Genomic DNA, 24756 nt, shown 5'->3' on the forward strand with positions numbered 1-24756 from the left:
TACTTGTAAATAAGACATTTTCGGCAAATAAAAAAACAACTGGCGCCATATGCGCCAGTTGTCAATCTTACTCTTATTAACGACAGTTGCCGTAGAAAACGGGCTCGTCAGTGCTTCTCAATATAGATCGTCCGGCTATACGCCACGTCTTCCGGGTTATTAATCGGATAACCTTTCACCCAGGGCTTAATCAGGCGACCGTTGGTGTACTGGTAAATAGGCGCAATGGGCGCTTTCTCCATGAGGATTTTCTCCGCCATATTGTAGTCCGTATTTCGCGCTTTTGCCGTGGTTTCCAGCGTCGCCTGGTGAATAATCTTATCGTAAGCCGGGTCATTGAAACGCGAGATATTGCCGCTGTGCGTGGAGGTCAGCAGGGACAGGAACGTCGATGGCTCGTTGTAATCGCCGACCCAGGACGCGCGGATCACGTCGAAATTACCGGTATTGCGGCTGTCGATATAGGTTTTCCACTCCTGGTTTTGCAGTTTGACATCCACACCGAGATTTTTCTTCCACATGGACGCCACCGCAATGGCGATTTTCTGGTGATTTTCCGACGTGTTGTACAGCAGGGTCAGCTTCAGCGGGCGCTGAGGGCCGTAGCCTGCCGCCTGAAGCAAGGTTTTCGCCTGAGCGTTTAGCTCCTGCTGGGACATCTGCTCGAATGGTGAAGGTTCAGGCGTGAAGCCCGCCGTCACGTCGGGGGTGAAATGCCAGGCCGGTTTCTCGCCGGTTCCTAATACCTTTTCCGCCATAATGCGGCGATCGATCGTCATACTCAGCGCCAGACGCACGCGGGAGTCGGCCGTCGGTCCCTTTTGCGTGTTAAACGCGTAGTAATAGGTCCCGAGCTGAGGCGGCGTATAAACCTGCCCCGGAATGTCCTTCAGCAGCTTCTGATACATGTTTTTCGGGAATGATTCGGTAATATCAATATCCCCTGCCAGATAGCGTTTGGTGGCGGACGATTCCTGGTTAATCGGAATAAAGGTCACCTTTTGCAGGACAGTTTTCGCATTGTCCCAGTAGTGGGTATTGGGCACGACGACCAGTTTTTCATTCACCACGCGATCGTTCAGGACGTAGGCGCCATTACCGACCAGGGCTCCCGGACGCGTCCACTCCTTCCCGCTTTCAACGTTCGCTTTTTGCACCGGATAGAAGGCAAAGTTTGCCGTCAGGTTGCTGAACCACGGTAGTGGTTTGTCCAGCTGAACGCGTAACGTTCTGGCATCCACCGCCGTCACGCCCAGCGTGTCAGGCGCCGCTTTGCCATCGATAATGGCCTGCGCGTTGCTGATGCCCGCCAGCGCAGCAAACCAGGCGAACGGAGAGGTGGTTTTCGGGTCGACCAGACGCTGCCAGCTGTAGACAAAATCCTGCGCGGTAACGGGCGTACCGTCAGACCATTTCGCGTTGTCACGCAGGGTGAACGTCCAGATACGGTTATCGTTGCTCTGCCAGCGCGTCGCCACGCCCGGGGTCAGTTCCCCCTTCTCGTTCTGATTCACCAGCCCTTCAAAGAGATCGCGTATCACCTGAATCTCGGGTAAACCCACCGCTTTTGCCGGATCGAGCGAAGCCGGTTCATCTTTAATATGCCTGACCAGCTCCTGTTTTTGCGCCAGTACCGTGCCCTGGGGCACGTCAGCAGCGTACGAGAGTGTAGAAAGTCCGCACAGGTACAGCGCAGCGCAGAGACGCGAAACAGGATGCTTCATAAGATCCCCTTTAATGAATTCAGGTAACAAGCAGATGCGTAATTATTTGTTTCGACACAGAGAAATGCAAATACCTTCGTCAGGAATAGTGATTTGAGGCAATTCTGAGCCACAACGGAAACTATTTGATTAAGCGCGGGTTTTGCACAACACTGCCAGTAGAGACTTCTTAATCAGGATTTCGTATGGCAACCACCCGACCCCGCGCGGAACGCGGCGCCTTTCCGCCGGGCGCTGAGCAATATGGCCGCTCATTTTTAGGCGCATCGCTAATCTGGTTCCCGGCGCCCGATGCCGATCGCGACAGCGGTCTGATTATTGCCGGGACCCACGGAGATGAAAACTCGTCTGTCGTCACGCTCTCGTGCGCGCTGCGGACGCTTACGCCTTCGCTGCGGCGTCATCACGTTATTCTTGCCGTCAATCCGGATGGCTGTCAGCTTGGGTTACGCGCGAATGCGCGGGGAGTCGACCTGAACCGTAATTTCCCGGCGGCAAACTGGCGCGCCGGAGAAACGGTGTATCGCTGGAACAGCTCCGCCGAAGAGCGGGACGTGGTGCTGCTGACGGGAGACAAGCCCGGCTCGGAGCCAGAAACGCAGGCGCTTTGCCATCTTATCCATAAGATCCACCCCGCATGGGTTGTCTCCTTCCACGATCCGCTGGCCTGTATTGAAGATCCGCGTCACTCCGACCTTGGCGCGTGGCTGGCCCAGGCTTTCGCCCTGCCGCTCGTCACCAGCGTGGGTTATGAAACGCCAGGCTCGTTCGGGAGCTGGTGTGCCGATTTAAGCCTGCCGTGCATCACCGCTGAATTCCCGCCGATTTCCTCCGACGAGGCCAGCGAAAAATACCTAAAAGCGATGGTGGAGCTTCTGCGCTGGCAGCCTCAGAGATGAAGCACGCCGCTGGTAAAATTCAGCGCAGGTGAAACGTCAACCGCCAGCCAGGTCGGACCATCCAGATCCGCGAAGCGGACCTGATTGACCAGCGGCAGCGCCGCGCCAATTGCCCGGGATGTGCAGAGCATGCAGCCCAGCATCAGCGCAAAACCCTGCGCCTGCGCTTCCGCCGCCAGGGCCAGCGCTTCAGTCAGCCCGCCGGTCTTGTCGAGCTTGATGTTGACCATGTCATAGCGGCCCTTAAGCTCGCTTAAATTCTCGCGGGTGTGGCAGCTCTCGTCCGCGCAGACGGGCAACGGATGGATAAAATTCTTCAGCGCCGCATCGTCCCTGGCTGGCAGAGGCTGTTCCAGCATCGCCACGCCCAGATCGGCCAGCAGCTGGCATCGCGCGGCCAGCCCTTCGGGATGCCACGACTCGTTGGCGTCGACAATCAGCGTGGCAGCGGGCACCGCCGAGCGAATAGCGACCATCCGCTCGCTGATCAGGCGATCGTCGAGCTTCACTTTTAGCACCGTCGCCCCGGCGTCGTAGAGCGCTTTTGCGCTGGCGGCCATCTGCTCCGGCTCGCCAATCACGACCGTTTGCGCCGTCACGACGGATGACGGCAGCACCACGCCCAGCAGGGACGGCAGGGATTGCTGCTGCTTCGCGGCCTCAAGACTCCAGAGCGCGCAGTCGATGGCGTTGCGCGCCGCGCCGGCGGGCAAACGCTGCTGTAGCGCCTCCCGCGTGAGCCCTTTTTGCAGGTCAGGCACCAGGGTCATGATCTGCGCCATCACCGAGGCAAGGCTTTCCCCATAACGCGGGTACGGCGTGCATTCCCCGACGCCTTTCACCCCCTCTTCTTCGATTTCAACCACGACCACGCTGGCTTCACTTCGGCTGCCGCGGGAGATCACAAACGGGGTGTGCAATGGCCAGGCTTCTTCATAGACCTTAACGCTTCTCATCACTGACTCCTTGCGGCCCAGAAAGGCGAAAAATTTGGTTTGCCGTGTTATCCGCTGATGGCATACACTAGCCCCGACGTTAACTATATGTAAACAGGAAGATATCTATGTCACAACTCGTTCATTTCCAGGGCAACCCGGTTGCTGTAGCAGGTTCCATTCCTCAGGCTGGCAGCAAAGCGCAGGCTTTTACCCTGGTGGCTAAAGATCTGTCTGACGTCACACTGGCTCAGTTTGCGGGTAAACGCAAAGTGCTGAACATTTTCCCAAGCATTGATACCGGCGTGTGTGCCGCATCCGTGCGTAAATTCAACCAGCTGGCGACTGAAATGGACAACACCGTTGTGCTGTGCATTTCCGCTGACCTGCCGTTTGCCCAGTCCCGCTTCTGCGGTGCCGAAGGCCTGAGCAACGTGATCACCCTCTCTACCCTGCGCAGCGCTGATTTCCTTGAGAAATACGGCGTCAGCATCGCGGAAGGTCCGCTGAAGGGTCTGGCGGCACGTGCTGTACTGGTTCTTGATGAAAACGACACCGTTCTGTTCAGCGAACTGGTTAACGAAATCACCACCGAGCCGGACTACGCTGCCGCGCTGGACGTGCTGAAAGCATAATTAGTCCTTAGCATTCTATACAACTTATTCTCAACCTCGCTGCGGCGGGGTTTTTTATTGCGTAAAAGCTGAATCGTTAAGGCAAAAACAAACATAAATCACACTAATTATGCAATGATGTCGACAGTCTGTAACATAATCGTGACTAACAGCGCATTCCAATCGCTAAAATCCGCTATTTTTGCCCTCAGTGAAGCCCATCACATTTCCCTTTTTCTCTAAACATTAGATTTGCTTACGAAAGAAAATAATCGTTTCAGCAAAAAGGATAAAATATGAAAATCAAATTCGCTTATACGCTCCTCGCCGTCCTGATTTCTGGCCATGCAGCGGCTCAAACCTGGGTGCTGACGAGCGCTGAAAGCAGCGTAGAGAAAGGAAACTGGAAGATTTCCAGCGATGAGCTGAACGTTAAGGATAAAACGTTCAGCATTGAGCAAAAGGTCCTGCACGGCGGTAAGCAGGAGGGCAGCAAAGTCATCATAATTAGCAGCAAAGACGGCCTGACCATTACCTTAAGCCCAACCCGCGGCATGAACCTTCTGCACGTTGAAGGGTTTGGCACCCGGCTGGGCTGGGATTCTCCGGTTAAAGAGGTCGTTAACCCGGCCTATATCAATCTTGAAAGCCGCAACGGTCTCGGCTGGCTGGATGGTTTCAACGAGATGATGGTGCGCTGTGGCTATGAGTGGACGGGACACCCGGTCACCGCGGACGGGCAAATTTATACCCTTCACGGCCGGGCCGGCAATACCCCGGTATCGCAGGTGGAAGTTGAGGTTGCGGATGCCGCTCCGCATGAGATCCGCGTTCGGGGCCTGATCAAAGAGAGCACGTTCAAAAAAGCGGATCTGCAAACCATGACCGAACTGCGTTACGTCCCCGGTACCAACCGCTTTAGCCTGCACGATGTTCTGACCAACCGTGCGGATTATCCTCACGATTACCAAATCATCTATCACAGCAACTTCGGCACGCCGATCCTCGAAGAAGGCGCCCGCTTCCTTGCGCCCGCGGTGAGCGTGAGCCCGTTCAACGACTACGCCAAAGCGGGCGTTAACGACTGGCAAACCTACGCCGGGCCGACAAAAGGCTTTGATGAGATGGTCTTTAACATTAAGCCGATCGCGGACAATAACCACGAGACGCTCGCGGCGGTGATTAATAAAGCCGGAGATAAAGGCGCGTCAATTCAGTTTGATACCCGCCAGCTGCCCGTGCTGACCTTATGGAAAAATACCGACACGCTGAAGCAGGGCTATGTCACGGGCATTGAGCCAGGCACCAGCTACGCCTAACCCGTCACCATTGAACGCGAGCAGAAGCGGGTTAAGCAGCTGCAGCCCGGCGCCAGCGCGCAGTTTGATCTGACCTATACCCTGCTGCACAGCCCGCAGCAGGTGAAAGAGGTCGAAACCAGGATTGCGTCAATTCAGGGCGAGACAAAAACAGAAATCGTTAACACGCCGATTGCGAAGGAATAAACCTAAGGTCAAAAGCCTCTTTACAGAGGCTTTTTTGTTATTCGTCGCCTTTCTTATGATTCAAACCGTACTCGCGCAGCTTATTCGCGATCGCGGTGTGCGAGACGCCAAGGCGTTTTGCCAGTTTACGGGTGCTGGGGTAGCTGCGGTAAAGCTGGGTCAGCACTGAACGCTCGAAACGGCTGGTAATATCGTCCAGCGACCCTTCCATCGCCTCTTCACCTACCGATACCGTACCGGCGTCGTAATCCGGCAACAGGATATCCTGCGGGCGCAGTTCATAGCCTTCAAGCTGGGTCAGCGCACGATAAACGGCGTTTTTGAGCTGACGAATGTTGCCCGGCCAGCCGTAGCGCATCAGCACCGTGCCGAGATCGGCAGAGAGCTTCGGACGCGGCACCCCCTGCTCGTCGGCGAAGCGGGCGACGAACAGCTCCGTCAGCGGCATGATGTCCTGCGGACAATCGCGCAGCGGCGGAATGTTCAGCGTCAGGACGTTGAGGCGATAATAGAGATCTTCGCGGAAGATCCCCTTTTGCACCAGTTCCACCAGGTTTTTCTGGGTGGCGCAAATGACGCGCACGTCCACATGCACTTCGTGATCTTCACCGACGCGGCGGAACGTGCCGTCGTTCAGGAAGCGCAGCAGCTTAGCCTGCATACGCGGCGACATTTCGCCGATCTCGTCCAGCAGCACGGAGCCGCCGTTGGCCTGCTCGAAGAACCCTTTCTTGCCTTCCGGCGCGTGGCCAAACAGCTCGCTTTCAACGGCATCTTCCGGAATAGAGGCGCAGTTGAGTGCCAGATACGGTTTTGCCGCGCGCGGACTCGCCAGATGCACGGCGTGCGCCAGCAGGTCTTTGCCGGTGCCGGTATCCCCGGTAATCAGCAGCGGCGCGGTCAGGCTGGCGAGCTTGCGCGCCTGGTCCACCACGTGGCGCATTTTCGGGCTGACGGCAATAATCTGGCTGAACGCACCCACGTCCTGACTGGAGAGGTTTTGCAGCTGACGCCCCATGCGAAGCGTCGAGCGCAGCATGATCACCGCCCCGGTCAGTACGCGGGTATCATTTTCCCCTTTCAGATAGACCGGCGTGATCTCCATCAGGAAATTCTGCCCGTTAATCACCACATGCTCGCTGTGCGTGTTTTGCGGGTTGCTGTCCAGCCAGCGCTGGAAGTTAAAGCCGGGGATCAGCTGCGCGGCGTTATGATTGCTCAGCTTCTCCTGGCTCTGGGCGAAAAGCTGGCAGCTCGCGTGGTTAACGCGCTCAACTTTGCTTTTCAGATCCAGGGAGAGGAACGGCTCCGGCATGGCCTCCAGCAGCGCGCTCAGCGCCAGGTGCTCGCGCTCGGAGGGCATCCAGGGAATGGTGCGGACATCCGTAACGCCAGCGATACGGCGGATTTCCGCCATCAGGCTGCTGAAGGTATTAAATTCAATTTCGGCAAAATTGAGGTAAATTCGCCCGACAGGATCGATCTCAATGCCACGTAAATCAATGCTACGTAAAACAAGAAGATCGAGTAATTCGCGGGTCAGACCGAGACGGTCTTCACAGAAGACTTCGAGACGCATGGGAAATTCACCGTTTTAAGCCAATAACAGTAAAATGATATGTCAGAACACGGTGATCCGGAAGATGGCTGTCAACAAATATTGACAGCCAGCACGATTAGTGAACAAAACCTCACGGCGCCGGTTTTTTATTGAGCGTCTCTTTGAGCTGGCCGATCAGTTCACGTCGGAAATCCCCCAGACGGGGCTTATCGCCGTCAATCCACGGCAGCGGACGGCAGACCTCCATCGCTTTAATCCCCAGGCGCGCGGTTAATAATCCCGCACCGATACCCTGAGCCGCACGGGCAGAAAGACGCGCCGCCAGATCCTGCGACATCCAGTCCATGCCCACTTCGCGCACCAGTTCGCTCGCCCCGGCAAACGCGATATTGAGCAGGACCAGCTTGAACAGTCTGAGCCGACTGTAGTAGCCCAGCTCGATGCCGTAAAGGTTCGCGATGCGGTTGATCAGGCGCAGGTTACGCCAGGCGATGAAGGCCATATCGACCAGCGCCAGCGGGCTGACGGCAATCATCAGGGTGGATTCCGCGGCAGAGCGGCTAATTTCCCGCCGCGCCTGGGCATCCAGCACCGGCTGTACCATATGGGAGTAGAGCGTTACCACTTCCCGGTCATTCTGGGTTTCATGGATGGCGGCATACCAGCGCTGAAGCGCCGGATGCGACTGATCGATTCCGGCCTGGCTGGCCAGCTTTTCACAAAACGCGCGACCTTTGCCGGTGCCGTGGCTGTGGAGCAGATCCCGCGCCTCATCACGCTCGTGCGCGCGCTGTCGCAGTCGCCAGAGTCGCCGCCACTCGGTGGCAACCGATCCGACGCCCGCCCCCACAATCAGCGCGCCTGCGGCACATCCGCCCAGCGCGACCCAGTCCTGCGTTTGCCAGGCATTCATCGTCCACTGCACGCCCTGTCCCACCACGCTTACGCCAAACAGCGCCAGACCGGCGGTCACCATCCTGCGCCACAGGCTGCGTTTTGGGCGAAGCGCGGCGTCCACGGCCGCCTCTGCCGGACCCTCCTCAACAGCGGGATCGTCCTGCAGCGCCGGGGCGAAGTTTTCTGCCTGAGTACCGCTGAACGTCTGCGCCGTTTTGAACGCCTCCTGAGGCACCTGCTCAAGCGTTCCGGTAAAGTCTATGCGCGGTTTTAACGGTTCCGTCATCGCAATTTATCTCCAATCAAAAACTCCAGCGCCGCATCCAGACGGATGTGCGGTAATGGCCGATCGACGCTCATCGCCTGCGGGCGGAAGGCTTCGAACTGGAAGCCCTGGTTCTGCCAGAAGGCCTGACCCGGCAGCCGCGCGGGCACTTCGCCCGGATACACCGTGAGCGGTTCACCGTCGCTGAGCCGGTTGCCGCGCAAGGCCGGTATTTTTTCGCCGTTGAGGTCAATCAGCCCGCTTTGCGTCGCCTGGACGGACGCGAGCCCAAGGCAATCCATGCCGATCCCTTCGAAGGCGGCGTTTTGCCACGCATCCTGCACCAGTTGCTGCAGCAGCGATACCATATTGGCATGCTGGTCGACCGTGACGTGATCGGCCTTGGTAGCCGCAAAGAGCAGTTTGTCGATCACCGGGGAGAACAGGCGGCGAAACAGCGTCCGCTGCCCGTAGTGAAAACTTTGCATCAGCTGCGTTAGCGCGAGGCGCATATCGTTGAAAGCCTGCGGCCCGCTGTTGAGCGGCTGCAAACAATCCACCAGCACAATCTGACGGTCAAATCGCAAAAAGTGGTTTTTATAGAAACCTTTGACCACCCTTTCACAGTAGTAATGGTAACGCTCGCGCAGCATCCCGGCATTGGTATGTTTGTCCGCCTGCGCCAGCGTCGACTCGCCCACCCCATCCACATCCGGCCACGGGAAGAACTGCAGCGCGGGCGCGCCCGCTAAATCGCCAGGCAATACGAAACGCCCCGGCTGGATGAAGTGCAGCCCTTCCTGTTTGCACTGATGCAAATAGTCCGTCCACGCTCCGGCGATGGCCGCCAGACGGTTTTCATCGGCGGGCGCAAGCGGGTCCAGGCCTTCGCACAGCTCTCGCCATTTAGCCGACCAACCGGCGCGCTGCCCCTGCAACAGCCCCGTCATCTGGCGGGACCAGCTCAGGTAATCCTGCGCCAGCATCGGCAAATCGAGCAGCCATTCACCGGGGTAATCGACGATCTCCAGGTACAGCGTGGAGGTATCCTTGAAGTGGCGCATCAGGGATTCATTGGAGCGAAAACGTAGCGCAAGACGAATTTCACTGACCCCTCGCGTCGGCGTCGGCCACATAGGCGGATCGCCATAGAGCTGCGCCAGCCCTTCGTCATAGGTAAAACGGGGAATACCAAAATCACGCTGCGGGACGCGCTTCACGCCCAGCAGGCGCTCTTCCCGCACCGCGCTTAGCAGCGGCAAACGCGCCCCGGCGTGCACGTTCAGGAGCTGGTTTACCATCGCCGTGATAAACGCCGTCTTGCCGCTGCGGCTCAGCCCCGTCACGGCCAGACGCAGATGACGGTCAACGCCGCGGTTCACCAGTGAATTGATTTCGTTTTTAAGTCGCTTCATCGCCGTCCTTCGTTGCCTGGAAGCCTTGAATGCATGGCTTCAGAATACAATAGATGGGGGCAGATCGTTGATTATCAATTCTTATTTATTGCTATTGCCGTTTTCTCTCCAGTAAGATGAACGACATTGCTGTCAGTCCGGAGTGAGTAAGGTGTATGTCACCCACCATCTATGATATCGCACGGGTTGCGGGCGTATCGAAATCAACCGTTTCCCGCGTTCTGAATAAACAAACGAATATTTCCCCCGAAGCACGGGACAAAGTGCTGAAGGCGATTGACGAATTAAATTATCAGCCCAACAAACTGGCCCGCGCTCTGACGACGTCAGGCTTCGATGCCATTATGGTTATTTCCACCCGCTCCACCAAAACCACTGCCGGTAATCCGTTTTTCTCCGATGTGCTTCACGCCATTACGGCAAAAGCGGAAGAAGAAGGATTTGATGTTATTTTACAAACGTCAAAAAGCAGCGAAGACGACCTGCTGAAATGCGTGAGTAAAATAAAACAGAAGATGATCAAAGGGATCATTATGCTGAGCTCTCCGGCAAATGAATCCTTTTTTACCACGCTGGATGCGTATGGCGTACCGGTTGTGGTTATCGGCAAAGTTGAAGGTGAGTATCAGAATATTTATTCCGTCGACACGGATAATTTTCATGACAGCGCCACGCTCACCGAAACCTTTATTAAAAATGGCCGCCGTAAAATTGCCTGCCTGCATGCGCCACTTGATTATCATGTTTCAATCGATCGTCTGGCGGGCTATAAGACCAGCCTGGAAAAGCACCATATTGCCATTAACCCGGAGTGGGTCAGGGATGGCGGCTATACCCATGAGAGTGCGCTGACGGAGGCGCTGGAATTGTTGTCTTCGCCCACGCCGCCTGATGCGGTATTTGCTACCGACAGCATGAAGTTGCTCAGCCTCTATCGCGCGGCGGATGAGTTGAATCTGATGATCCCAGAGCAGGTGGTGATAGCCGGATACAGCGACCCGATGCTCTCACTCATTCTGACGCCCGCCCCTGGCGGCTTTGATATCCCCACCCGAAAACTGGGGGAAGAGAGCTGCGATCTTCTCTTCAGGCGCATTGCGGGCCATCCCGCCCCGCAAAAAGTGCTTGTTGACACCCATTTTTTGCTGGCTGCTTCCCTTCGCTAAAACCAGGGGCTTTGTGCCCCTGGCGTGCCGTCGGTCAGAACGCGTAGTTTACGCCAACCCCCGCGTAGTGGAAGCGGTCGTTTTCACCCTCGTCATGGTTTTCCCACTCATAGGCATATTCCAGCGTCATGGATAAACCATTGTTGAAATCATAAGCGTAAAGAAGACCGAGCCGGTTGAAATCGTGTCCTTCACGATCGGGATCGTCCTGCCAGTCCCAGTTCGACCAGCGATCCAGCCCAAGGCGGGTATAAGGCGTCAGGGTGGTCTGGCCTAGCGAAATGGGCAGATAGGCGCGAATTTCCTGCGTAGAAAACTCGCCGTTATTGCGGGAACTGTCCATGTTGAAACCGCGCTCTAAATAGTAATTCACTTTAGCGGCAAAGGTTTCGTTAAGGGTCCAGGTAAAGCCCGTTTCGGTTTCGACGCGGCTGTCAGCATAGCCGGTTTTTTCCAGATCGTTGGCAAACTGGTACATGGCAAACCAGCCGCCAAAACGCCAGTCGTCGGTTAATTTAATATCCCAGTCCGGCTGAACCTTATAGCGCTGCATATTTGCGCTGCCGTCTCTGGCGCCGTGTTCATCCTTAAAGTGATAGCCATAATTACGGAAGCCGCCGGTTAAACCGAAGGTAAAATCATCGGTTCCGATAAAGCGATAGCGTAATTCAACTTCAGGACGATCGAAATAGGTGCCGCGGGTCATGCTGCTATAATCAACCGGACCTTCCTGATACATTGCCAGCGAAATAGTCCAGGCATCCCATGTTGCATTAAACCATACGGAGGGTTCATATAATCCGTCTTTATCTTCCCCCTGTCCTTCGACGTTTTCGATTTCATACATTGCGCCAATATTAAATTCCCACTGCTTAGCTGTTTCTGATGCTTGGGCGCAGCTAACCCCTGCGCACAGTACGAGCGCAGCACGTCTTAGTAGAGTACTCATTACATATTCCCTTTATAAGTAACAAACAAAAAAACCGGAAATGGGTATTTCCGGCAAACACCTTTCTTATCTAATAGCCGCTTCGGTTTCAGCGTCGAAGAAATGGCATTTATTCATATCGAACTGGATGCCGATACTGTTCCCAGCGGCATAATCATTCGCGGCACCCGCGCGAACAACCAGCTCGTGGCCGCCAACCGTGGCGTAGAGCATAAACTCCGCCCCGGTCAGTTCAGCTACGCTGACTTTCGCCGCAATATTTTCACCACTGCTCTGCAAAGTAAGAATATCTTCCGGGCGGATCCCAAAGACCACGGCTTTTCGCTGATACCCTGCGGCGTGCAGTGACGCGAGCTTGTCTTCCGGGATCGCCAGACGCAGCGTTTCCGTGACGAAATAGCGGTCGTCGATAGCGCCACGAACAAAGTTCATGGCCGGCGAGCCAATGAAACCCGCGACAAACATATTGGCCGGCTCGTTGTATACCTGCTTCGGTGCGCCGACCTGCTGAATAATGCCGTCTTTTAAGATCACGATGCGGGTCGCCATCGTCATGGCTTCCGTTTGATCGTGGGTCACGTAAATCATCGTGGTGTTGAGCTTCTGGTGCAGCTTGCTGATTTCAGCCCGCATCTGCACGCGAAGCTTGGCGTCGAGGTTGGAGAGCGGTTCATCCATCAGGAACACGCCCGCTTCCCGCACTATCGCCCTGCCCAGCGCCACGCGCTGACGCTGGCCGCCGGACAGCGCGCCTGGCTTGCGCTTAAGGTACTCGCGCAAGCCGAGGATCTGTGCCGCCCAGTTAACCCGCTCTTCGATAACCGCAGGCGCAATCTTTTGCATCTTCAGGCCGAACGCCATGTTGTCGTAGACCGTCATGTGCGGGTAAAGCGCATAGTTCTGGAACACCATGGCGATATCGCGAGACTTGGCGGGCACGTCGTTCATGCAAACCCCGTCAATGACCAGTTCCCCCGCGCTGATCTCCTCCAGACCGGCAATCATGCGCAGCGTCGTGGACTTACCGCAGCCAGAAGGCCCGACGAAGACGATGAACTCCTTGTCCTCGATTTCGAGATTGAAATCCTTCACCACGTGGACCTGGTTATCGTAAATTTTCTGAATGTGTTTCAGAGACAGTTGAGCCATTGTTAATTCCTTATCAATACGTCCGGGATGCCCAAAACTCGGTCAGGCGCGTCCAGGTCAATTCCCGCGTTGAATGAAGCTGTAATCCCGCATGGTTCAGGCCAGATCCAATTCCCACCGATAGCATTCCCGCCGCGTTGATCGCCTCCACGCCCGCTGGCGCATCTTCGATGCCGATAGCCTCTTCAGGACGAACATTCAGGCCTGCACAGGCGGCGAGGAAGATCTCCGGGTCCGGCTTTGAACAGATGATGAGGGACGCATCGGCGCAAAAATCAAACGCGTGCTGAATGCCAAGGGCACGCAATATGCCGGGGGCATTCAGGGAAACGGAGGCCAGCCCAATTTTGACGTTCGCCGCACGAATATCCGCCAGGACGTCGCGAATGCCCGGCAGCAGTGAATCCTCCGTCAGTGACGCCAGAGACTGCACATAGAGGGCGTTTTTTTTCGTCGCCAGCGCGAGGCACTGCTCATCGCTAAGCATCCCCTCTTTCCCGCCATGCTTCAGGATGCGCTGCAGGGAATCCATGCGGCTAATGCCCTTCAGCTGCTCGTTAAACACCTCGTCGACGGTGATGCCGATTTCCTCCGCCACCGCGCGCCAGGCAAGAAAATGGAGGTGTGCGGTGTCGGCGATCACGCCGTCCAGATCGAATACAACGGCCTTAAGCGTCATGGTGCCCCTCCGTGGTAGCGGTCCCATTCATGGATGTAAGAAAGTCCTTATAAGCGCAAACCTGATGCCCCGAAACGCGTAGCGTTTTGCCCCACAGCGTCAGCGTGACCGGAGCCGACGTCTCAATGGTTAACGCCTCGTGTTCACAGGTGAAGCGCAGCGTTGCGTTCCGCCAGCGCAGGGGGAACGCCAGTCTTCGCCAGTGGGCTGGCAGCCGTGGGGCAAGATGCAGCTCCCCTTCCACAATCTGCATACCGGCAAAGCCCTGAATGACCCCGGACCAGATTGCGCCGGTCGCAGCGGCGTGAATTCCGTCATCGCAGGCGTGCGGGTCGTCTCCAAGATCAATGGCGACGCCATCACGCCAGAAGGCGTAGGCACCTTCAGTGTCACCACAGCGGGCGGTGACAATGCCGTGAATGGCCTTGCTCAGCGAAGAGTCATGGATAGTGCGGGGCTCGTAGAACGCCAGATTGGCGGCGCACTGTTGCGGCGTAAACCGCTCCGGCAGCAGATAGGTCAGCATCACCACGTCAGCCTGCTTAAGGATCTGCATGTCGTTCACTTCCGCGCGGGAATAATCGAGCAGGATGGTCTGCTTGCCCGCCTTCGCTTTATAGCGGCTCAGGTCAATGGCAGGCTTCGCCATGAAGGTATCATCCTGCGGGATCACGCCGTCTGAACCGGCTTCCGGCAGCCACAGGCGCGTCAGGAACCGCGTGGCATTCTGCGTAAAACCGTCATCCTCCCGCCCAAACATCGCCATGAACCGGCGGGCGCAGGCAACGTTATGCCAGGCCAGATAGTTGGTGTAAGCGTTGTTGTTCACATGCTCGGTGTATTCGTCCGGTCCGATGACGTCATGGATTTCGAGACGATCGTTGATTTCCGTTGCGCGCCCCATCCAGAACGTAGCGGTTTCCATCAGCAGCGTCAGGCCTTCATTGCGCATAAAGACATCATCGTGCGTCGCCTGCCAGTAGGCCACAACGGCCCAGGCAATGTCCGCCACGATGTGGTGTTCCGCCAGCGCGGAGGCCACCTTCTGACGCGTGCCGGTTCGGATGTTGATAGCCGCGAACTCCGGCGTCTCTTCCTGACCGCTGGCGGCGCTTTCCCAGGGGAACAGCGCGCCGGGCCAGCCGTTGTAACGGGCTTTTTCCCGCGCCCCGGCCAAGTTGAGCCAGCGATAGCGCAGCAGGCTACGGGCGGTTTGGGGGCGCGTGAAGAGATGGAAAGGCAGCAGGAAAATTTCGGTATCCCAGAAGACGTGGCCTTTATACCCTTCTCCCGTTAGCCCTTTGGCGGCGATGCTGCTTCGCTCATCATGGGCGGGCGTCATGGCCGTCAAATGCCAGACGGCGTAATCCAGCGCTATCTGATCCTGATGCTCCGCAGACTCCACTTCTACCCGCGCGTCACGCCAGATAGCTTCCCAGGCATACGATGAGCTTTCGAGCAGCGCGTCATAGCCTCTTGCCGCACAGACCTTAAGATCGGCCAGCGCGTTGTGAGCGAAAGACGCCTGCGGCAGCGCTTTATCACTGCGATGGGTCACCCAGACGATTTTCTCAAGCGTGACGGTGTCACCCTTCGCGATGACCAGCGAATGATGAACGCTAAGGCGACGATTTTTGGCCGTGAAGCAGCTGTCGCTCTTTGCGGAGAGCTGACAAAACGCCGAAACCACAACGTCTGACGCCCGGTCCTGCGTTTCATACACGCCCTGCATGTACTGCTGGTCAAACACTCTGACCGATATTTCATCCAGATGCTGTCTGCCGCTGTTCGTTTGCGTGGCATCAATGCCGGTTTTCAGCACGGCGTGCGTGGCGGCATCAAGCGGGGTGATCGAAAGCTGCATGGCCACCAGGGGGAGCTGGTCCAGCGACACAAAACGTCGACTCTCCAGCCGATACCGTTTCCCATCAGGCGCTCGCCAGACGACGCTGCGACGAAGTTCGCCATTGGCAAACGCCAGCTCGCGCTGCCACTCAAGAATGTCGCCTGACAGGAGCGTGAAGTTGATACCATCCAGCTCAACATCCATACCGATGATATCCGGCAGATTGATGAGCTCAGTGGTCTCGTTACGCCCCGCCCGGTGATAGAGCCCCGCAAGATACATGCCTCTGGTTTGCCGGATGTAATCTTCTTCATGCGCAGCGCGGATCCCCATGTAGCCATTACCGCAGGCCATGATGGAGGCGTATTTATTCAGGCTATGTGGACAAAAGCCCGGGTCGATTAATACAGACACGTTTAGCATAACGTCACGCTTTCCCCTGTTTCTGCTGATTGATACAGCGCGGCGACAAGCTGCTGGATAACTAGCCCCTGCTCTGCATCGGCGATCGTGACGGGCTCGCCCTGAACATGGCGCACGAAGGCATCCATGCTGCGCATATGACGCTGGTCGTCAGCCTCTTCACGCTGCGTGAGGGTAACTAAAGTACCGGCTTCGTCGTTGTAGATGTGCGCCGGAAACAGCGTTGCCCCCGCCTTTTCCCCGCAGAACGCGACGTTCATGATCGACTGCTCGCGGATATTCAGCGCAAACGAGGTGTCCAGACGCAGAATGCCGCCGTTGCAGAATTCGAGGGTGCCAAACAGGGCATCTTCCACCGTAAACTGTGCGGGATCCCACTCGCCAAACTGGCCGCTGCTTTTCCGGTTGCCCAGCCTTTGAAAGCCGTGCGCCGTCACCCGTTTTACCGCCGGAAACCCCAGCACGTACATCGCGGCATCGAGCATATGGATGCCGATATCAATCAGCGGCCCACCGCCCTGGAGCGTTTTGTTGGTGAAGACGCCCCAGCCGGGGACCCCGCAGCGCCGTAACGCCTGCGCCGAGGTGTAATAAATCTCCCCCAGCGCTCCCTTCATCACTGCCTCACGCAGCAGCTGCGTATCGAGAGCAAAGCGATGGTGAAAATCATATGCCAGCACTTTCCCTGCCCTGCGTGCGGCCATTCGCATCCGGTCGGCCTCCTGCGGCGTCATCGCTGGCGGTTTTTCACACATCACGTGGCAGCCTGCTTCCAGCGCGGCCATGACGTGCTCGAAATGGAACCGGTTAGGCGAACAGACGCTCACCACGTCCGGCTTCACCGCGTCGAGCATGTCTCGCGCATCCTGCCATGCAGAGGGAATACCATGACGTTCCGCAAACGCCCGAGCCTGTTCAGGATGGCTGTCCATGACGGCCACCATCTGAACATCATTGCGCGTGGCGTAATACGAGGCATGCACTTTATCCGCGACCTGCCCGGCGCCAATGATGGCAACGCGCAGAGGCGAAGGTGTAGAAGCACTCATCACGCTCGTCATCCTTAGCATTCACGCAGATAAATGAGTGAGTCCCGGTATGCCTGGGCCGGATCCTCGGCGCGAACGCGGCACTCATACACCACGTAACCCTGGTAATTATCGGCACGCAGCCGATCGAACAGGCTGGCAAAATCGAGGCTGCCGCTGCCCGGCTGGTAGCGGTGGTTATCCGCGATGTGCACATGGCCCAGCAGATCGCGGTGCTGATGCAGCGCGTCCGTCAGCGAGTCTTCTTCAATGTTCATATGATAGAAATCGCCGATGATCTGCACGTGCTTGAGATCGTTCTCTTCAATATAGCGACGCGCGTCAGCCAGGGTGTTAATCATGTGGTCCTGATAGCGGTTCAGCGGCTCCAGGTAGACGGTAGTGCCGGTGCGCGCAGCCACCTCATCCAGCCAGCGCAGCGACGCACTCACCGCTTTGCGGTCTCCTTCGAGACTGCGTGGTGAGGTCATTGGCGGCAAACGGAAGGTAAACATTCCCCAGGCGGCAGGCACGATAATGCCCTTACCGCCCACTTCAGCCAGCGCGTCCAGAATGCGTTCAATCTGCTGTAATCCGTTCAGACGGCGCTCTTCGATGAAGTCGCCAATCCAGCCATCGTATCCACCGCAGGCCGTCGTCACCGGCAGGCCGGTGGCCTTAATCGCCGCTTTTACCTCGGCGAGGTTTTCCACCAGCAGCTTGCCGTCAATTTCATAGCCATCAAAACCCATCGCTTTGATGTACTCGAATTTTTCCATGATGTTGGCCGGGAAAAAGGCCTGGTTCTGTGTTGCGATTTTCATGATTTGCTCTCCTTAGCTTAAAAAGTGACGCCCATTTTGATGCTCAGTTCCGGGTGCCGATCGACATATTTCATATAGCTTTCAGCGCTGCTGGTGAAGGCCACGACCGGGTCGATCAGATCGTCACAATTCAGATAACCGTTCATCAGCAGTTCCCAGCAGGTTTCTTCAATACGCTTGCGGCTCCAGCGCGGGTAGTCCGGGTTTGGCTCACTGCAGGCGCGGGAGAAGACAATCTTCGCGTTGTTGAAGTGCGCTTCGCGCCCCAGATTGAAGCCTTCCGCGAACGGTTTTGCGAACGCAACGTAGGAGATAGTGCCGCCGTAGGCGAGGCCGCGCAGCGCGGACTGCAGGGCATCTGCAAAGCCGCTGGTCTCGATGATCACGTCCGCGCCCTGCTTCCCGGTCAGCTTTTTGATTTCCAGACCGACGTCCGTGCCGATGGGGTTCAGGCAGTGGTCCGCACCATGACGGCGGGCGATTTCACAGCGGTGTTCGATAGGATCGACTCCGATGACGACTGACGCACCGGCTTTTTTCGCCAGCTGGATCGCTATCTGTCCGATGGCACCCAGACCGACCACCACCACAAAATCCCCGACCCGCACGTTGGCATCGCGCACGCCGCTCATGGCGAACTGCGCGGGATCGTAGCAAACGGCGTTTTTCCAGGAGGCGCCCTGCGGCATTTTGCGCAGCTTATAGTTGTTCACCGCGTTGACGATAACCGTCTCCTGCAGCGGGCCGTAGCAGCAGACGCGATCGCCCGTCTGGTAGTCCGTGACGTCAGCGCCGCATTCGATAATGTCACCGACGATCATATTGCCCAGTTGGAACTTACCGAATTCGATCCCGCGCGCGGCACCCTCTTCACGCGGGGTAAACATTTGCCACTCCGCGTTGAACTCTTCGTCAATAAACGGGCTTGCGGCGCGGAAATCCACCACTTCGGTACCGTGCTTCGGCGCGCCGAAACGGGCACGAATTTTCACTTCATGACCGGCAACCGGACGATCTTCATATTCCACCAGCGCCGCCACGCGTGGCGCTGTCGCAACTAACTTTTTCATGACTGACTCCTTGTTAAAATTGGCCGCCTCAGCCCTTCACGCCACCGGCGGTCAAACCACTTTTAATAAAACGTTCAGACAGGGCGTACATGATGACCACCGGAAGCGCCGTCACCAGCGATGCCGCCATCATGCGACCCCAGATATAATCCGGCGTGCTAAAGAGCGTGTTCAGCCCGACCGGCAACGTGAAATTGCTGGCGCTGGACAGGAAAATGGACGCAAACAGGTAGTCGTTCCACGCCACCATAAAGCAGTAGACAAACACCGATACCAGCCCGGAAATCGCCAGCGGTACGGTGATGCGAAAGATGATTTGCAGGCGGTTCAGGCCGTCCATCATCGCGGCTTCTTCGATTTCGTCCGGGATGGTGTCGAAATAGCTGCGCAGCATGAACACCGCTGTCGGTAACGTTTGAGTCACCATGGTGATAATCAGCGCCAGCTCGGTGTCGTAGATCCCAAGGGCAGTGATGATTTTGAACAGCGGCACCACCAGCAGTATCCCGGAGAACATGTAGACGGTGTAAAAACTCGCGTTGATCGTCGTGCGCCCCTTAAAACGCAGCTTGGACAGCGCGTAAGCCCCCAGCGTGCCGAGAAACACGGCAATCACCGAGGAGGTCAGCGACACCACCATGCTGTTTCTGAAATAGTCCACAAACGGGAAGATCAGCGGGTTAAAGATGTCGACGTAATGCTGCAGCGTCCACGCCTGCGGCAAAATGGTCGGGCTAAGCGATATCGCCTCTTTCGCACTCTTAAACGACGTCATGAGCATCACGAAGAACGGAAACAGCGTGATGACCAGAAACACCGCCAGCCCGAGATAAAAACCAATACGGTTAAGGACGCGTTTATTTGTTGCCATTGAGGTTTACCCTTTTTTTGGTCAGCAGAATCACCGCGAAGATGATCACAAACAGCACCACGGAAATCGCCGCCGCCTTGCCTAAATCGTTGAACGCGAAAGCGGTTTTGTAGAGATAGACGCCCAAAATATCGACCTTGGTCGTCAACAGGTAGACATCCGCAAACATGTAGAACATCCAGATGGTTCGCAGCGTGACCACCGTTGCCAGCACCGGCATAATCGCGGGCAGCGTGACGATACGAAAACGCTGCCAGGCATTCGCCCCGTCCATTTCCGCCGCTTCGTACAGTGACTTATCAATGGTCTGTAAAATCGCCAGGAACGAAATGAACGCGTACGGGAAGTAACGCCAGATGGCGAACAGCACCACCAGCACAAAGCTGCTGCCAGGGTTGTCGAACCACAGCGGCGCCTGGTCATACAGATGCAGCAGGTCTACGCCCAGATAGTTCACGATGCCGTAGCCGTTGTTGAACATGTATTTCCACGCAAACACCAGCGAGATGGACGGGGTGACGTAGGACAAAATCACCAGCGAACGTGCCGTTTTGCGCATGCGGAATTCACGGTTAAAGAAGATCGCAACCGCGAGCCCCAACCCCGTGCTGCCGATGACCACCAGCGCGGTGTACCAGAACGTCATCCACAGCGAGTGCCAGAACGCAGCATCCCCGAGAATGCGGATGTAGTTATCGAGCCCGACGAACACCGCATCAATACGCGGGTTAAGCGGCAGTCGTAAGAAACTGATTTCAATATTGGAAATCATTGGCCAGGCCACCAGGCCCCCCAGCAAAATCAGGCTGGGGGCCAACAGCAGCATGGCGAAAGGCATATCTGAACGACCAGAAAACAACGTCTTCATAATTTCCTTCCGCAGAGCGCTCCTATCGTTGTGACATCAGGTCAGTCAGACGCTTCTGGCTGTCGCTAAGCGTGGCGCTGAGATCGTGTTTTCCCACCGTGACGTTATGCACCATGGAGCTGATAATGCCGGACCCTGTAACATCGCCCATGCGCGTGAAGTTTTTGTCGCCCACCGCGCCAAACACCTGAACGTTCGGAAACTGCGCAATCAGTTCGTAAGGCAGTTGCCCAAAGGCTTTAATGACCTCGTTGTTTTTCCAGGTATCGGTGCCCACCACGAGCTTGTTCACCGGCAGCGCCGCGCCTGGCGACATCATGACCCAGTCGGTTGCGTTTTGGGCCTGCTCCATCCAGGTCACAAATTTTTCAGCCGCCTGAGTTTCCTCTTCGGTTTGACCAGTGGTAATCGTCAGCGACGTGACCATGCCGTAAACGGCAGAAGATGTTTCTGTTGGGACGACGAAGCCCAGGCTGGCAGGGTTTCCATCCTGGAATACCGCCGGCAGGATGTAGGTGGAGTAAACCGCCATCGGCGCAGACCCATTCATAAAGGCATCTTTGATCTCCATGACGTCGTTTGAGCCCGGCATGGTGGTCGCGGCCAGGGCTTTATAAAACGCCAGGGCTTTCGCCATTTCAGGGGTATTGATGTCGACGGTCCCGTTGGCATCAAACACGTTCGCCCCGCCGGAAAGCGCAAACTGGGAGAATGCCTGTTCGGTCATGACGCTTTCCGCAGTGGGCAGCGCAATGCCGTAATGTTTTTTGGCCGGATCGTTCAGGCGCTGGCTGGCTTTCAGAAGCTGATCCCAGTTACGCGGCTCCTGAATGCCGGCGGCAGCAAGCACATCTTTGTGATACCAGACGCCGGATAGCCAGGCACTGACGGGTACCCCTGTCCAGGCAGAACCGTCTTCCGTGCGAACAACACGCAAGATGCCGTCATAGAAGGTGTTCTCGCCGACAGCTTTAATGGCTTCGCCAATCGCCTTGCGATCCAGCAGCTGTTCCTTATCCATGACCTTCGCGTAGTCATGGCTGACTTCAATCACCTCAGGCAGCGCGCCCGTTCTGGCGAGCGTAATGACCTTGGTGTTGTAGGCATCCTCTTCTACCGGCACCTGTTTAACCGTGATGCCGGGGTTCTCTTTCTCGAATTTTTCGATCAGCTTCGTGATAACCGCCTGGCGCTCCTGCTCGACCGACGAGTGCATAAACTCAATGGTGACGGCAGATTTTTTGTCATCCTTGCATCCTGACAGCAAGGCGCACGAAACCAGTGCTGATATCAGCACAATTCGGGGCATTTTCATTTTTAAGGTCCTTTTTAGTTTTCTTTAATCCAAAGCACCTGCCATGGATATAGGGTCAGCGTTTTATCTGTAATATCTTTCCCAGTAATCAATTCTTTTCCGTACTGAATATCGGATCCCACCGTTTGAACGCCATCACTGAAATTAAACAGCGCCGTTATTTTTTCACCACCACTCGCCACGCGGAGTATTTTTAGAACATGTTCACCTGACGCGCTAAAATAAGCCTCACTGTCAGGATGGAATGCTTTTTCCGCCCGACGCAGCGCGATTAGCTGGCTTAATGAGGAATAAACCTGAGAACGCAGGCTATTTTTATCCTCAAGCGCGCTATCAATTTGTCCTGCAGCGTATTTCTCACGATTTATCGCGCGGTTGTATCCCAGGCGCTCAACGCCGGCATAATCATTACGGGAGCCGAGAATACTCTGGATATAAATCGCAGGCACGCCGGAGAAGCTTAACAGGACGGCATGGGCCAGAATAAACCGGGCAATCCGGTCGCTATCAAGACCGTCGCGCGGACTTAATGCGTCCAGATAGGTCACATTAATTTCATAAGGGCTGCGCGTACCATCCGGGTTATTTTTCCAGTTGACCAATGCCCCTTCAGCCTGAAGTTTCTCGACCAGCGAAAGGATTTCCGACTCGGGTAAAATGCCGCGTAACGGATTCAGACCAATTCCGTCATGCGAGGCCAGGAAGTTAAACCAGGTGGTTTTCGTGGAAGGTAACGTCAGCGACGCTGCCCACTGACTGAGCGTACGGACGTCCTGAGAATGCACCGCATGCAGCACCAGCGGGGGCAACGAGAACTGATAAACCATCTGCGCTTCATTTTGGCCGTCACCGTAGTAAGAGACGTTATCTTTATGCGGCACGTTCGTCTCGGTGATGATTACCGTTCCCGGCGCAACAGCCTCGGTAATGGCACGGAAAAGCTGTATGAGCCGATGGGTTTGCTCAAGGTGGATGCAGTTTGTTCCGGGTATTTTCCACATGAAGCCCACCGCATCCAGACGGATGTACCGCGCCCCTTCAATCAGGTAATGCAGCAGCACGTCGACCATTGCGATCAGCACCTGCGGAGAGGCGAAGTTGAGGTCAACCTGGTCCTCGCTGAAGGTGGTCCACAGGTGCCGCACGCTGCCATCTTGCAGGGTAAAAGGCGTAAGCAGCGGTAAGGCACGCGGACGCGTCACGGCGGATAAGTCGGTTTCAGGATCGACAGAAATAAAGAAATCGTCATACCCTGGCGTTTGCTTCAGATAATTAGCAAACCAGGGACTTTTGGCCGACATATGATTGCAGACGAAATCAAACATCAAACTGGCCGACCGTTTTAATTCAGCAACATCTCGCCACGTTCCCGTTTCAGGCGCAACTTCATGATAATCAATGACAGAAAACCCGTCGTCTGAAGACCATGGATAAAAAGGCAAAAGATGGACATGAGAAAAAGAATGAGAAAGCCATTTGTTATAAAAACGTGTAAAAAACGGGAGTGCTTTCTCCCCTTTCGCTGAAAACTGATCGGCGTAGGTAATCAAAACAACGTCTTTCTCATCCCAACCCGCCTTACGTTTTTCAGTAATAACGGACGCGGCCTTTCCAATATTTTCCAGCAGCGCATTAAGATGGGCTTCGGAAAACGTTTTTCCATAAACAAGATTAATGAGTGCCTTAATTTTTTCGTTCATTTCATTTTCCATGGTAGCGGTCCCACGGAGTGGCAATCTACTCCCATGAAAAATATCTGTCAACGGAACGGTTGGGAGAAAATGGTATTTGCAAAGCAGCTCAATACAATAGTGTGAGCTGCCGCAAAGAAAGCACGGGGAGAAGAGAAAACGCGGTTAACCGTCGTGAGTCCCTCTCCCGAAGGGAAAGGACTCACGCCAGCGGGAATTATTGGGATAAGTAGCGGCGAGAAAGCCGTTTTGCCACCTTTTGTAACAGCGGTTCGAGCGCTACCGCCAGCACCATTCTGACCGGCTTGCGGGCAACGGATTTTATCGCCCAGCCCGCCACGCCTGCCGGGCCGAAACGTAACGCGGTCAGCAGGACCAGTTTACCTGCGATTTTCAGGCCGGGCTTTACCTTCTGACCGGCCTGTTGCCAGTGTTGTTTCATCTCATTTCTCTCTTAAAGCTGACGAAAACGGCTTCTCAGCGTAAAGGTATCCGACGTGACATAGCGCTCCATTTCCCGCAGCCGCTTCTCACCGGCGGCGAGTTGTTCATCAACGGCATTGAGAAGATCGCTGCTGGTGGGAGCACCTTCCGCAGCCAGTTCGCCTTCCGGCATCGGGTCCAGAACAAACGACAGGACGATATATGCCACCAGGGTAATAAAGGCCAGACCAAAGAAGATCGATAGCACCGCGACCACGCGCACCAGCTTAACCGGGACATCAAGATAATGCGCCAGTCCGGCACAAACGCCGCGCACCATGCCCTGCTGTGGAATACGCCACAGCTTTTTGTTCAGGTTCAGTCCAGACATTAGCGGTCCCTCCAGTTTGGATGCTCAGCATCGAGAATGGCTTCCAGCGCCTGAATACGTTCGCGCATTTTGTTCGCCTCATCGGAGAGCTGTACCAGACGCTGTTGTTCACTCTGGGAAAGTTCGCCCCGTGAGGAACGGTTGCTGTAGTGCAGCCATAGCCAAATCGGCAAAACGAACAGCACGAAAATTGTCAGGGGAATAGCCAGAAATAGCGCGCTCATGTGTACTCCTTGTCTTACGATGCG

The 24756-nt window shown here is 55.9% G+C and carries 22 protein-coding genes and 1 pseudogene; 4 read left to right on the plus strand and 19 right to left on the minus strand.

Translation table 11 applies throughout. The features are described 5' to 3' along the window. Window positions 1–107 precede the first annotated feature (107 nt). Window positions 108–1724 (minus strand): peptide ABC transporter substrate-binding protein, encoded by a 1617-nt coding sequence (locus tag FY206_RS13400; RefSeq protein WP_032640886.1) that lies wholly within the window; start codon window positions 1722–1724, stop codon window positions 108–110. A gap of 185 nt (window positions 1725–1909) precedes the next feature. Here FY206_RS13400 and mpaA point away from each other — a divergent pair, with 185 nt between their 5' ends. Next, window positions 1910–2623 (plus strand): murein tripeptide amidase MpaA, encoded by a 714-nt coding sequence (gene mpaA, locus FY206_RS13405; protein WP_032640888.1) that lies wholly within the window; start codon window positions 1910–1912, stop codon window positions 2621–2623. On the opposite strand, the gene ycjG is transcribed toward mpaA, so the two are convergent. Continuing rightward, window positions 2614–3579: an L-Ala-D/L-Glu epimerase gene (ycjG, locus tag FY206_RS13410; protein ID WP_032640890.1), complete on the minus strand. Its 966-nt coding sequence runs from the start codon at window positions 3577–3579 to the stop codon at window positions 2614–2616. The genes mpaA and ycjG overlap by 10 nt on opposite strands. A 107-nt stretch (window positions 3580–3686) precedes the next feature. Between ycjG and tpx the strand changes: the two genes are divergently transcribed. Continuing rightward, window positions 3687–4193 carry a thiol peroxidase gene (tpx, locus tag FY206_RS13415; protein WP_032640892.1) on the plus strand — a complete coding sequence of 169 codons (507 nt, stop codon included), beginning with the start codon at window positions 3687–3689 and terminating at the stop codon, window positions 4191–4193. A gap of 275 nt (window positions 4194–4468) precedes the next feature. Then, window positions 4469–5677 (plus strand): annotated as a pseudogene (locus FY206_RS13420) (aldose 1-epimerase family protein). A 37-nt stretch (window positions 5678–5714) separates the two neighbouring features. Here the strand turns inward: FY206_RS13420 and tyrR are convergent. From tyrR to FY206_RS13435, 3 genes are all read right to left on the minus strand, one after another. Continuing rightward, window positions 5715–7256, minus strand: a complete 1542-nt coding sequence (gene tyrR, locus FY206_RS13425) for a transcriptional regulator TyrR (RefSeq protein ID WP_032640896.1) — start codon at window positions 7254–7256, stop codon at window positions 5715–5717. 112 nt (window positions 7257–7368) lie between these two features. After that, window positions 7369–8421, minus strand: coding sequence for a YcjF family protein (locus FY206_RS13430; protein WP_032640898.1), 1053 nt, complete (start codon window positions 8419–8421; stop codon window positions 7369–7371). Beyond that, complete coding sequence (locus tag FY206_RS13435) at window positions 8418–9815, minus strand: YcjX family GTP-binding protein (RefSeq protein WP_032640900.1); 1398 nt, start codon at window positions 9813–9815, stop codon at window positions 8418–8420. The genes FY206_RS13430 and FY206_RS13435 overlap by 4 nt, the downstream gene beginning before the upstream one ends. 155 nt (window positions 9816–9970) lie before the next feature. Between FY206_RS13435 and FY206_RS13440 the strand changes: the two genes are divergently transcribed. Beyond that, a complete protein-coding gene (locus FY206_RS13440) occupies window positions 9971–10981 on the plus strand; it encodes a LacI family DNA-binding transcriptional regulator (RefSeq protein WP_032640903.1) in 1011 nt (336 codons plus the stop codon). Between the two features lie 34 nt (window positions 10982–11015). Here FY206_RS13440 and FY206_RS13445 read toward each other — a convergent pair whose 3' ends face one another. The 14 genes from FY206_RS13445 to pspB form a co-directional block, all read right to left on the minus strand. Further along, window positions 11016–11930, minus strand: a complete 915-nt coding sequence (locus tag FY206_RS13445; RefSeq protein ID WP_032640905.1) for an OmpG family monomeric porin — start codon at window positions 11928–11930, stop codon at window positions 11016–11018. Window positions 11931–11996: 66 nt separating this feature from the next. Next, a complete protein-coding gene (locus FY206_RS13450) occupies window positions 11997–13079 on the minus strand; it encodes an ABC transporter ATP-binding protein (RefSeq protein WP_032640908.1) in 1083 nt (360 codons plus the stop codon). 13 nt (window positions 13080–13092) lie between these two features. Continuing rightward, a complete protein-coding gene (pgmB, locus tag FY206_RS13455) occupies window positions 13093–13758 on the minus strand; it encodes a beta-phosphoglucomutase (protein WP_032640910.1) in 666 nt (221 codons plus the stop codon). Then, window positions 13748–16027: a glycoside hydrolase family 65 protein gene (locus FY206_RS13460; protein WP_032640912.1), complete on the minus strand. Its 2280-nt coding sequence runs from the start codon at window positions 16025–16027 to the stop codon at window positions 13748–13750. The genes pgmB and FY206_RS13460 overlap by 11 nt, the downstream gene beginning before the upstream one ends. Next, on the minus strand, window positions 16021–17079 hold the full coding sequence (gene ycjS / locus FY206_RS13465; RefSeq protein WP_086379785.1) for a D-glucoside 3-dehydrogenase: 1059 nt from the start codon (window positions 17077–17079) through the stop codon (window positions 16021–16023). Before ycjS ends, FY206_RS13460 begins: the two co-directional genes overlap by 7 nt. An 11-nt stretch (window positions 17080–17090) precedes the next feature. Further along, window positions 17091–17879, minus strand: coding sequence for a 3-dehydro-D-guloside 4-epimerase (gene ycjR, locus FY206_RS13470; protein ID WP_032640916.1), 789 nt, complete (start codon window positions 17877–17879; stop codon window positions 17091–17093). Window positions 17880–17896: 17 nt separating this feature from the next. Further along, window positions 17897–18949 (minus strand): D-guloside 3-dehydrogenase, encoded by a 1053-nt coding sequence (gene ycjQ / locus FY206_RS13475; protein ID WP_032640918.1) that lies wholly within the window; start codon window positions 18947–18949, stop codon window positions 17897–17899. Window positions 18950–18977: 28 nt separating this feature from the next. Continuing rightward, on the minus strand, window positions 18978–19820 hold the full coding sequence (locus tag FY206_RS13480) for a carbohydrate ABC transporter permease (RefSeq protein WP_032640920.1): 843 nt from the start codon (window positions 19818–19820) through the stop codon (window positions 18978–18980). Beyond that, complete coding sequence (locus FY206_RS13485) at window positions 19807–20688, minus strand: carbohydrate ABC transporter permease (RefSeq protein WP_032640922.1); 882 nt, start codon at window positions 20686–20688, stop codon at window positions 19807–19809. The genes FY206_RS13480 and FY206_RS13485 overlap by 14 nt, the downstream gene beginning before the upstream one ends. A 22-nt stretch (window positions 20689–20710) precedes the next feature. After that, on the minus strand, window positions 20711–22003 hold the full coding sequence (locus FY206_RS13490) for an ABC transporter substrate-binding protein (RefSeq protein ID WP_032640924.1): 1293 nt from the start codon (window positions 22001–22003) through the stop codon (window positions 20711–20713). A 14-nt stretch (window positions 22004–22017) separates the two neighbouring features. Further along, window positions 22018–23715: a sugar phosphorylase gene (locus FY206_RS13495; RefSeq protein WP_032640926.1), complete on the minus strand. Its 1698-nt coding sequence runs from the start codon at window positions 23713–23715 to the stop codon at window positions 22018–22020. Window positions 23716–23911: 196 nt separating this feature from the next. After that, a complete protein-coding gene (gene pspD / locus FY206_RS13500; RefSeq protein WP_023312043.1) occupies window positions 23912–24136 on the minus strand; it encodes a phage shock protein PspD in 225 nt (74 codons plus the stop codon). Between the two features lie 12 nt (window positions 24137–24148). Then, window positions 24149–24508, minus strand: coding sequence for an envelope stress response membrane protein PspC (gene pspC / locus FY206_RS13505; protein ID WP_023312044.1), 360 nt, complete (start codon window positions 24506–24508; stop codon window positions 24149–24151). Next, window positions 24508–24732: an envelope stress response membrane protein PspB gene (gene pspB, locus FY206_RS13510; RefSeq protein WP_023312045.1), complete on the minus strand. Its 225-nt coding sequence runs from the start codon at window positions 24730–24732 to the stop codon at window positions 24508–24510. The genes pspC and pspB overlap by 1 nt, the downstream gene beginning before the upstream one ends. Window positions 24733–24756: the final 24 nt, after the last annotated feature.

The organism is Enterobacter chengduensis (genome assembly GCF_001984825.2).
Lineage (GTDB): Bacteria > Pseudomonadota > Gammaproteobacteria > Enterobacterales > Enterobacteriaceae > Enterobacter > Enterobacter chengduensis.

Coding starts and splice junctions, on each gene's coding strand:
- FY206_RS13400 (WP_032640886.1), bottom strand. CDS start 1,724: ATGAAGCATCCTGTTTCGCGTCTCTGCGCTGCGCTGTACCTGTGCGGA.
- mpaA (WP_032640888.1), top strand. CDS start 1,910: ATGGCAACCACCCGACCCCGCGCGGAACGCGGCGCCTTTCCGCCGGGC.
- ycjG (WP_032640890.1), bottom strand. CDS start 3,579: ATGAGAAGCGTTAAGGTCTATGAAGAAGCCTGGCCATTGCACACCCCG.
- tpx (WP_032640892.1), top strand. CDS start 3,687: ATGTCACAACTCGTTCATTTCCAGGGCAACCCGGTTGCTGTAGCAGGT.
- tyrR (WP_032640896.1), bottom strand. CDS start 7,256: ATGCGTCTCGAAGTCTTCTGTGAAGACCGTCTCGGTCTGACCCGCGAA.
- FY206_RS13430 (WP_032640898.1), bottom strand. CDS start 8,421: ATGACGGAACCGTTAAAACCGCGCATAGACTTTACCGGAACGCTTGAG.
- FY206_RS13435 (WP_032640900.1), bottom strand. CDS start 9,815: ATGAAGCGACTTAAAAACGAAATCAATTCACTGGTGAACCGCGGCGTT.
- FY206_RS13440 (WP_032640903.1), top strand. CDS start 9,971: ATGTCACCCACCATCTATGATATCGCACGGGTTGCGGGCGTATCGAAA.
- FY206_RS13445 (WP_032640905.1), bottom strand. CDS start 11,930: ATGAGTACTCTACTAAGACGTGCTGCGCTCGTACTGTGCGCAGGGGTT.
- FY206_RS13450 (WP_032640908.1), bottom strand. CDS start 13,079: ATGGCTCAACTGTCTCTGAAACACATTCAGAAAATTTACGATAACCAG.
- pgmB (WP_032640910.1), bottom strand. CDS start 13,758: ATGACGCTTAAGGCCGTTGTATTCGATCTGGACGGCGTGATCGCCGAC.
- FY206_RS13460 (WP_032640912.1), bottom strand. CDS start 16,027: ATGCTAAACGTGTCTGTATTAATCGACCCGGGCTTTTGTCCACATAGC.
- ycjR (WP_032640916.1), bottom strand. CDS start 17,879: ATGAAAATCGCAACACAGAACCAGGCCTTTTTCCCGGCCAACATCATG.
- ycjQ (WP_032640918.1), bottom strand. CDS start 18,949: ATGAAAAAGTTAGTTGCGACAGCGCCACGCGTGGCGGCGCTGGTGGAA.
- FY206_RS13480 (WP_032640920.1), bottom strand. CDS start 19,820: ATGGCAACAAATAAACGCGTCCTTAACCGTATTGGTTTTTATCTCGGG.
- FY206_RS13485 (WP_032640922.1), bottom strand. CDS start 20,688: ATGAAGACGTTGTTTTCTGGTCGTTCAGATATGCCTTTCGCCATGCTG.
- FY206_RS13490 (WP_032640924.1), bottom strand. CDS start 22,003: ATGAAAATGCCCCGAATTGTGCTGATATCAGCACTGGTTTCGTGCGCC.
- FY206_RS13495 (WP_032640926.1), bottom strand. CDS start 23,715: ATGGAAAATGAAATGAACGAAAAAATTAAGGCACTCATTAATCTTGTT.
- pspD (WP_023312043.1), bottom strand. CDS start 24,136: ATGAAACAACACTGGCAACAGGCCGGTCAGAAGGTAAAGCCCGGCCTG.
- pspC (WP_023312044.1), bottom strand. CDS start 24,508: ATGTCTGGACTGAACCTGAACAAAAAGCTGTGGCGTATTCCACAGCAG.
- pspB (WP_023312045.1), bottom strand. CDS start 24,732: ATGAGCGCGCTATTTCTGGCTATTCCCCTGACAATTTTCGTGCTGTTC.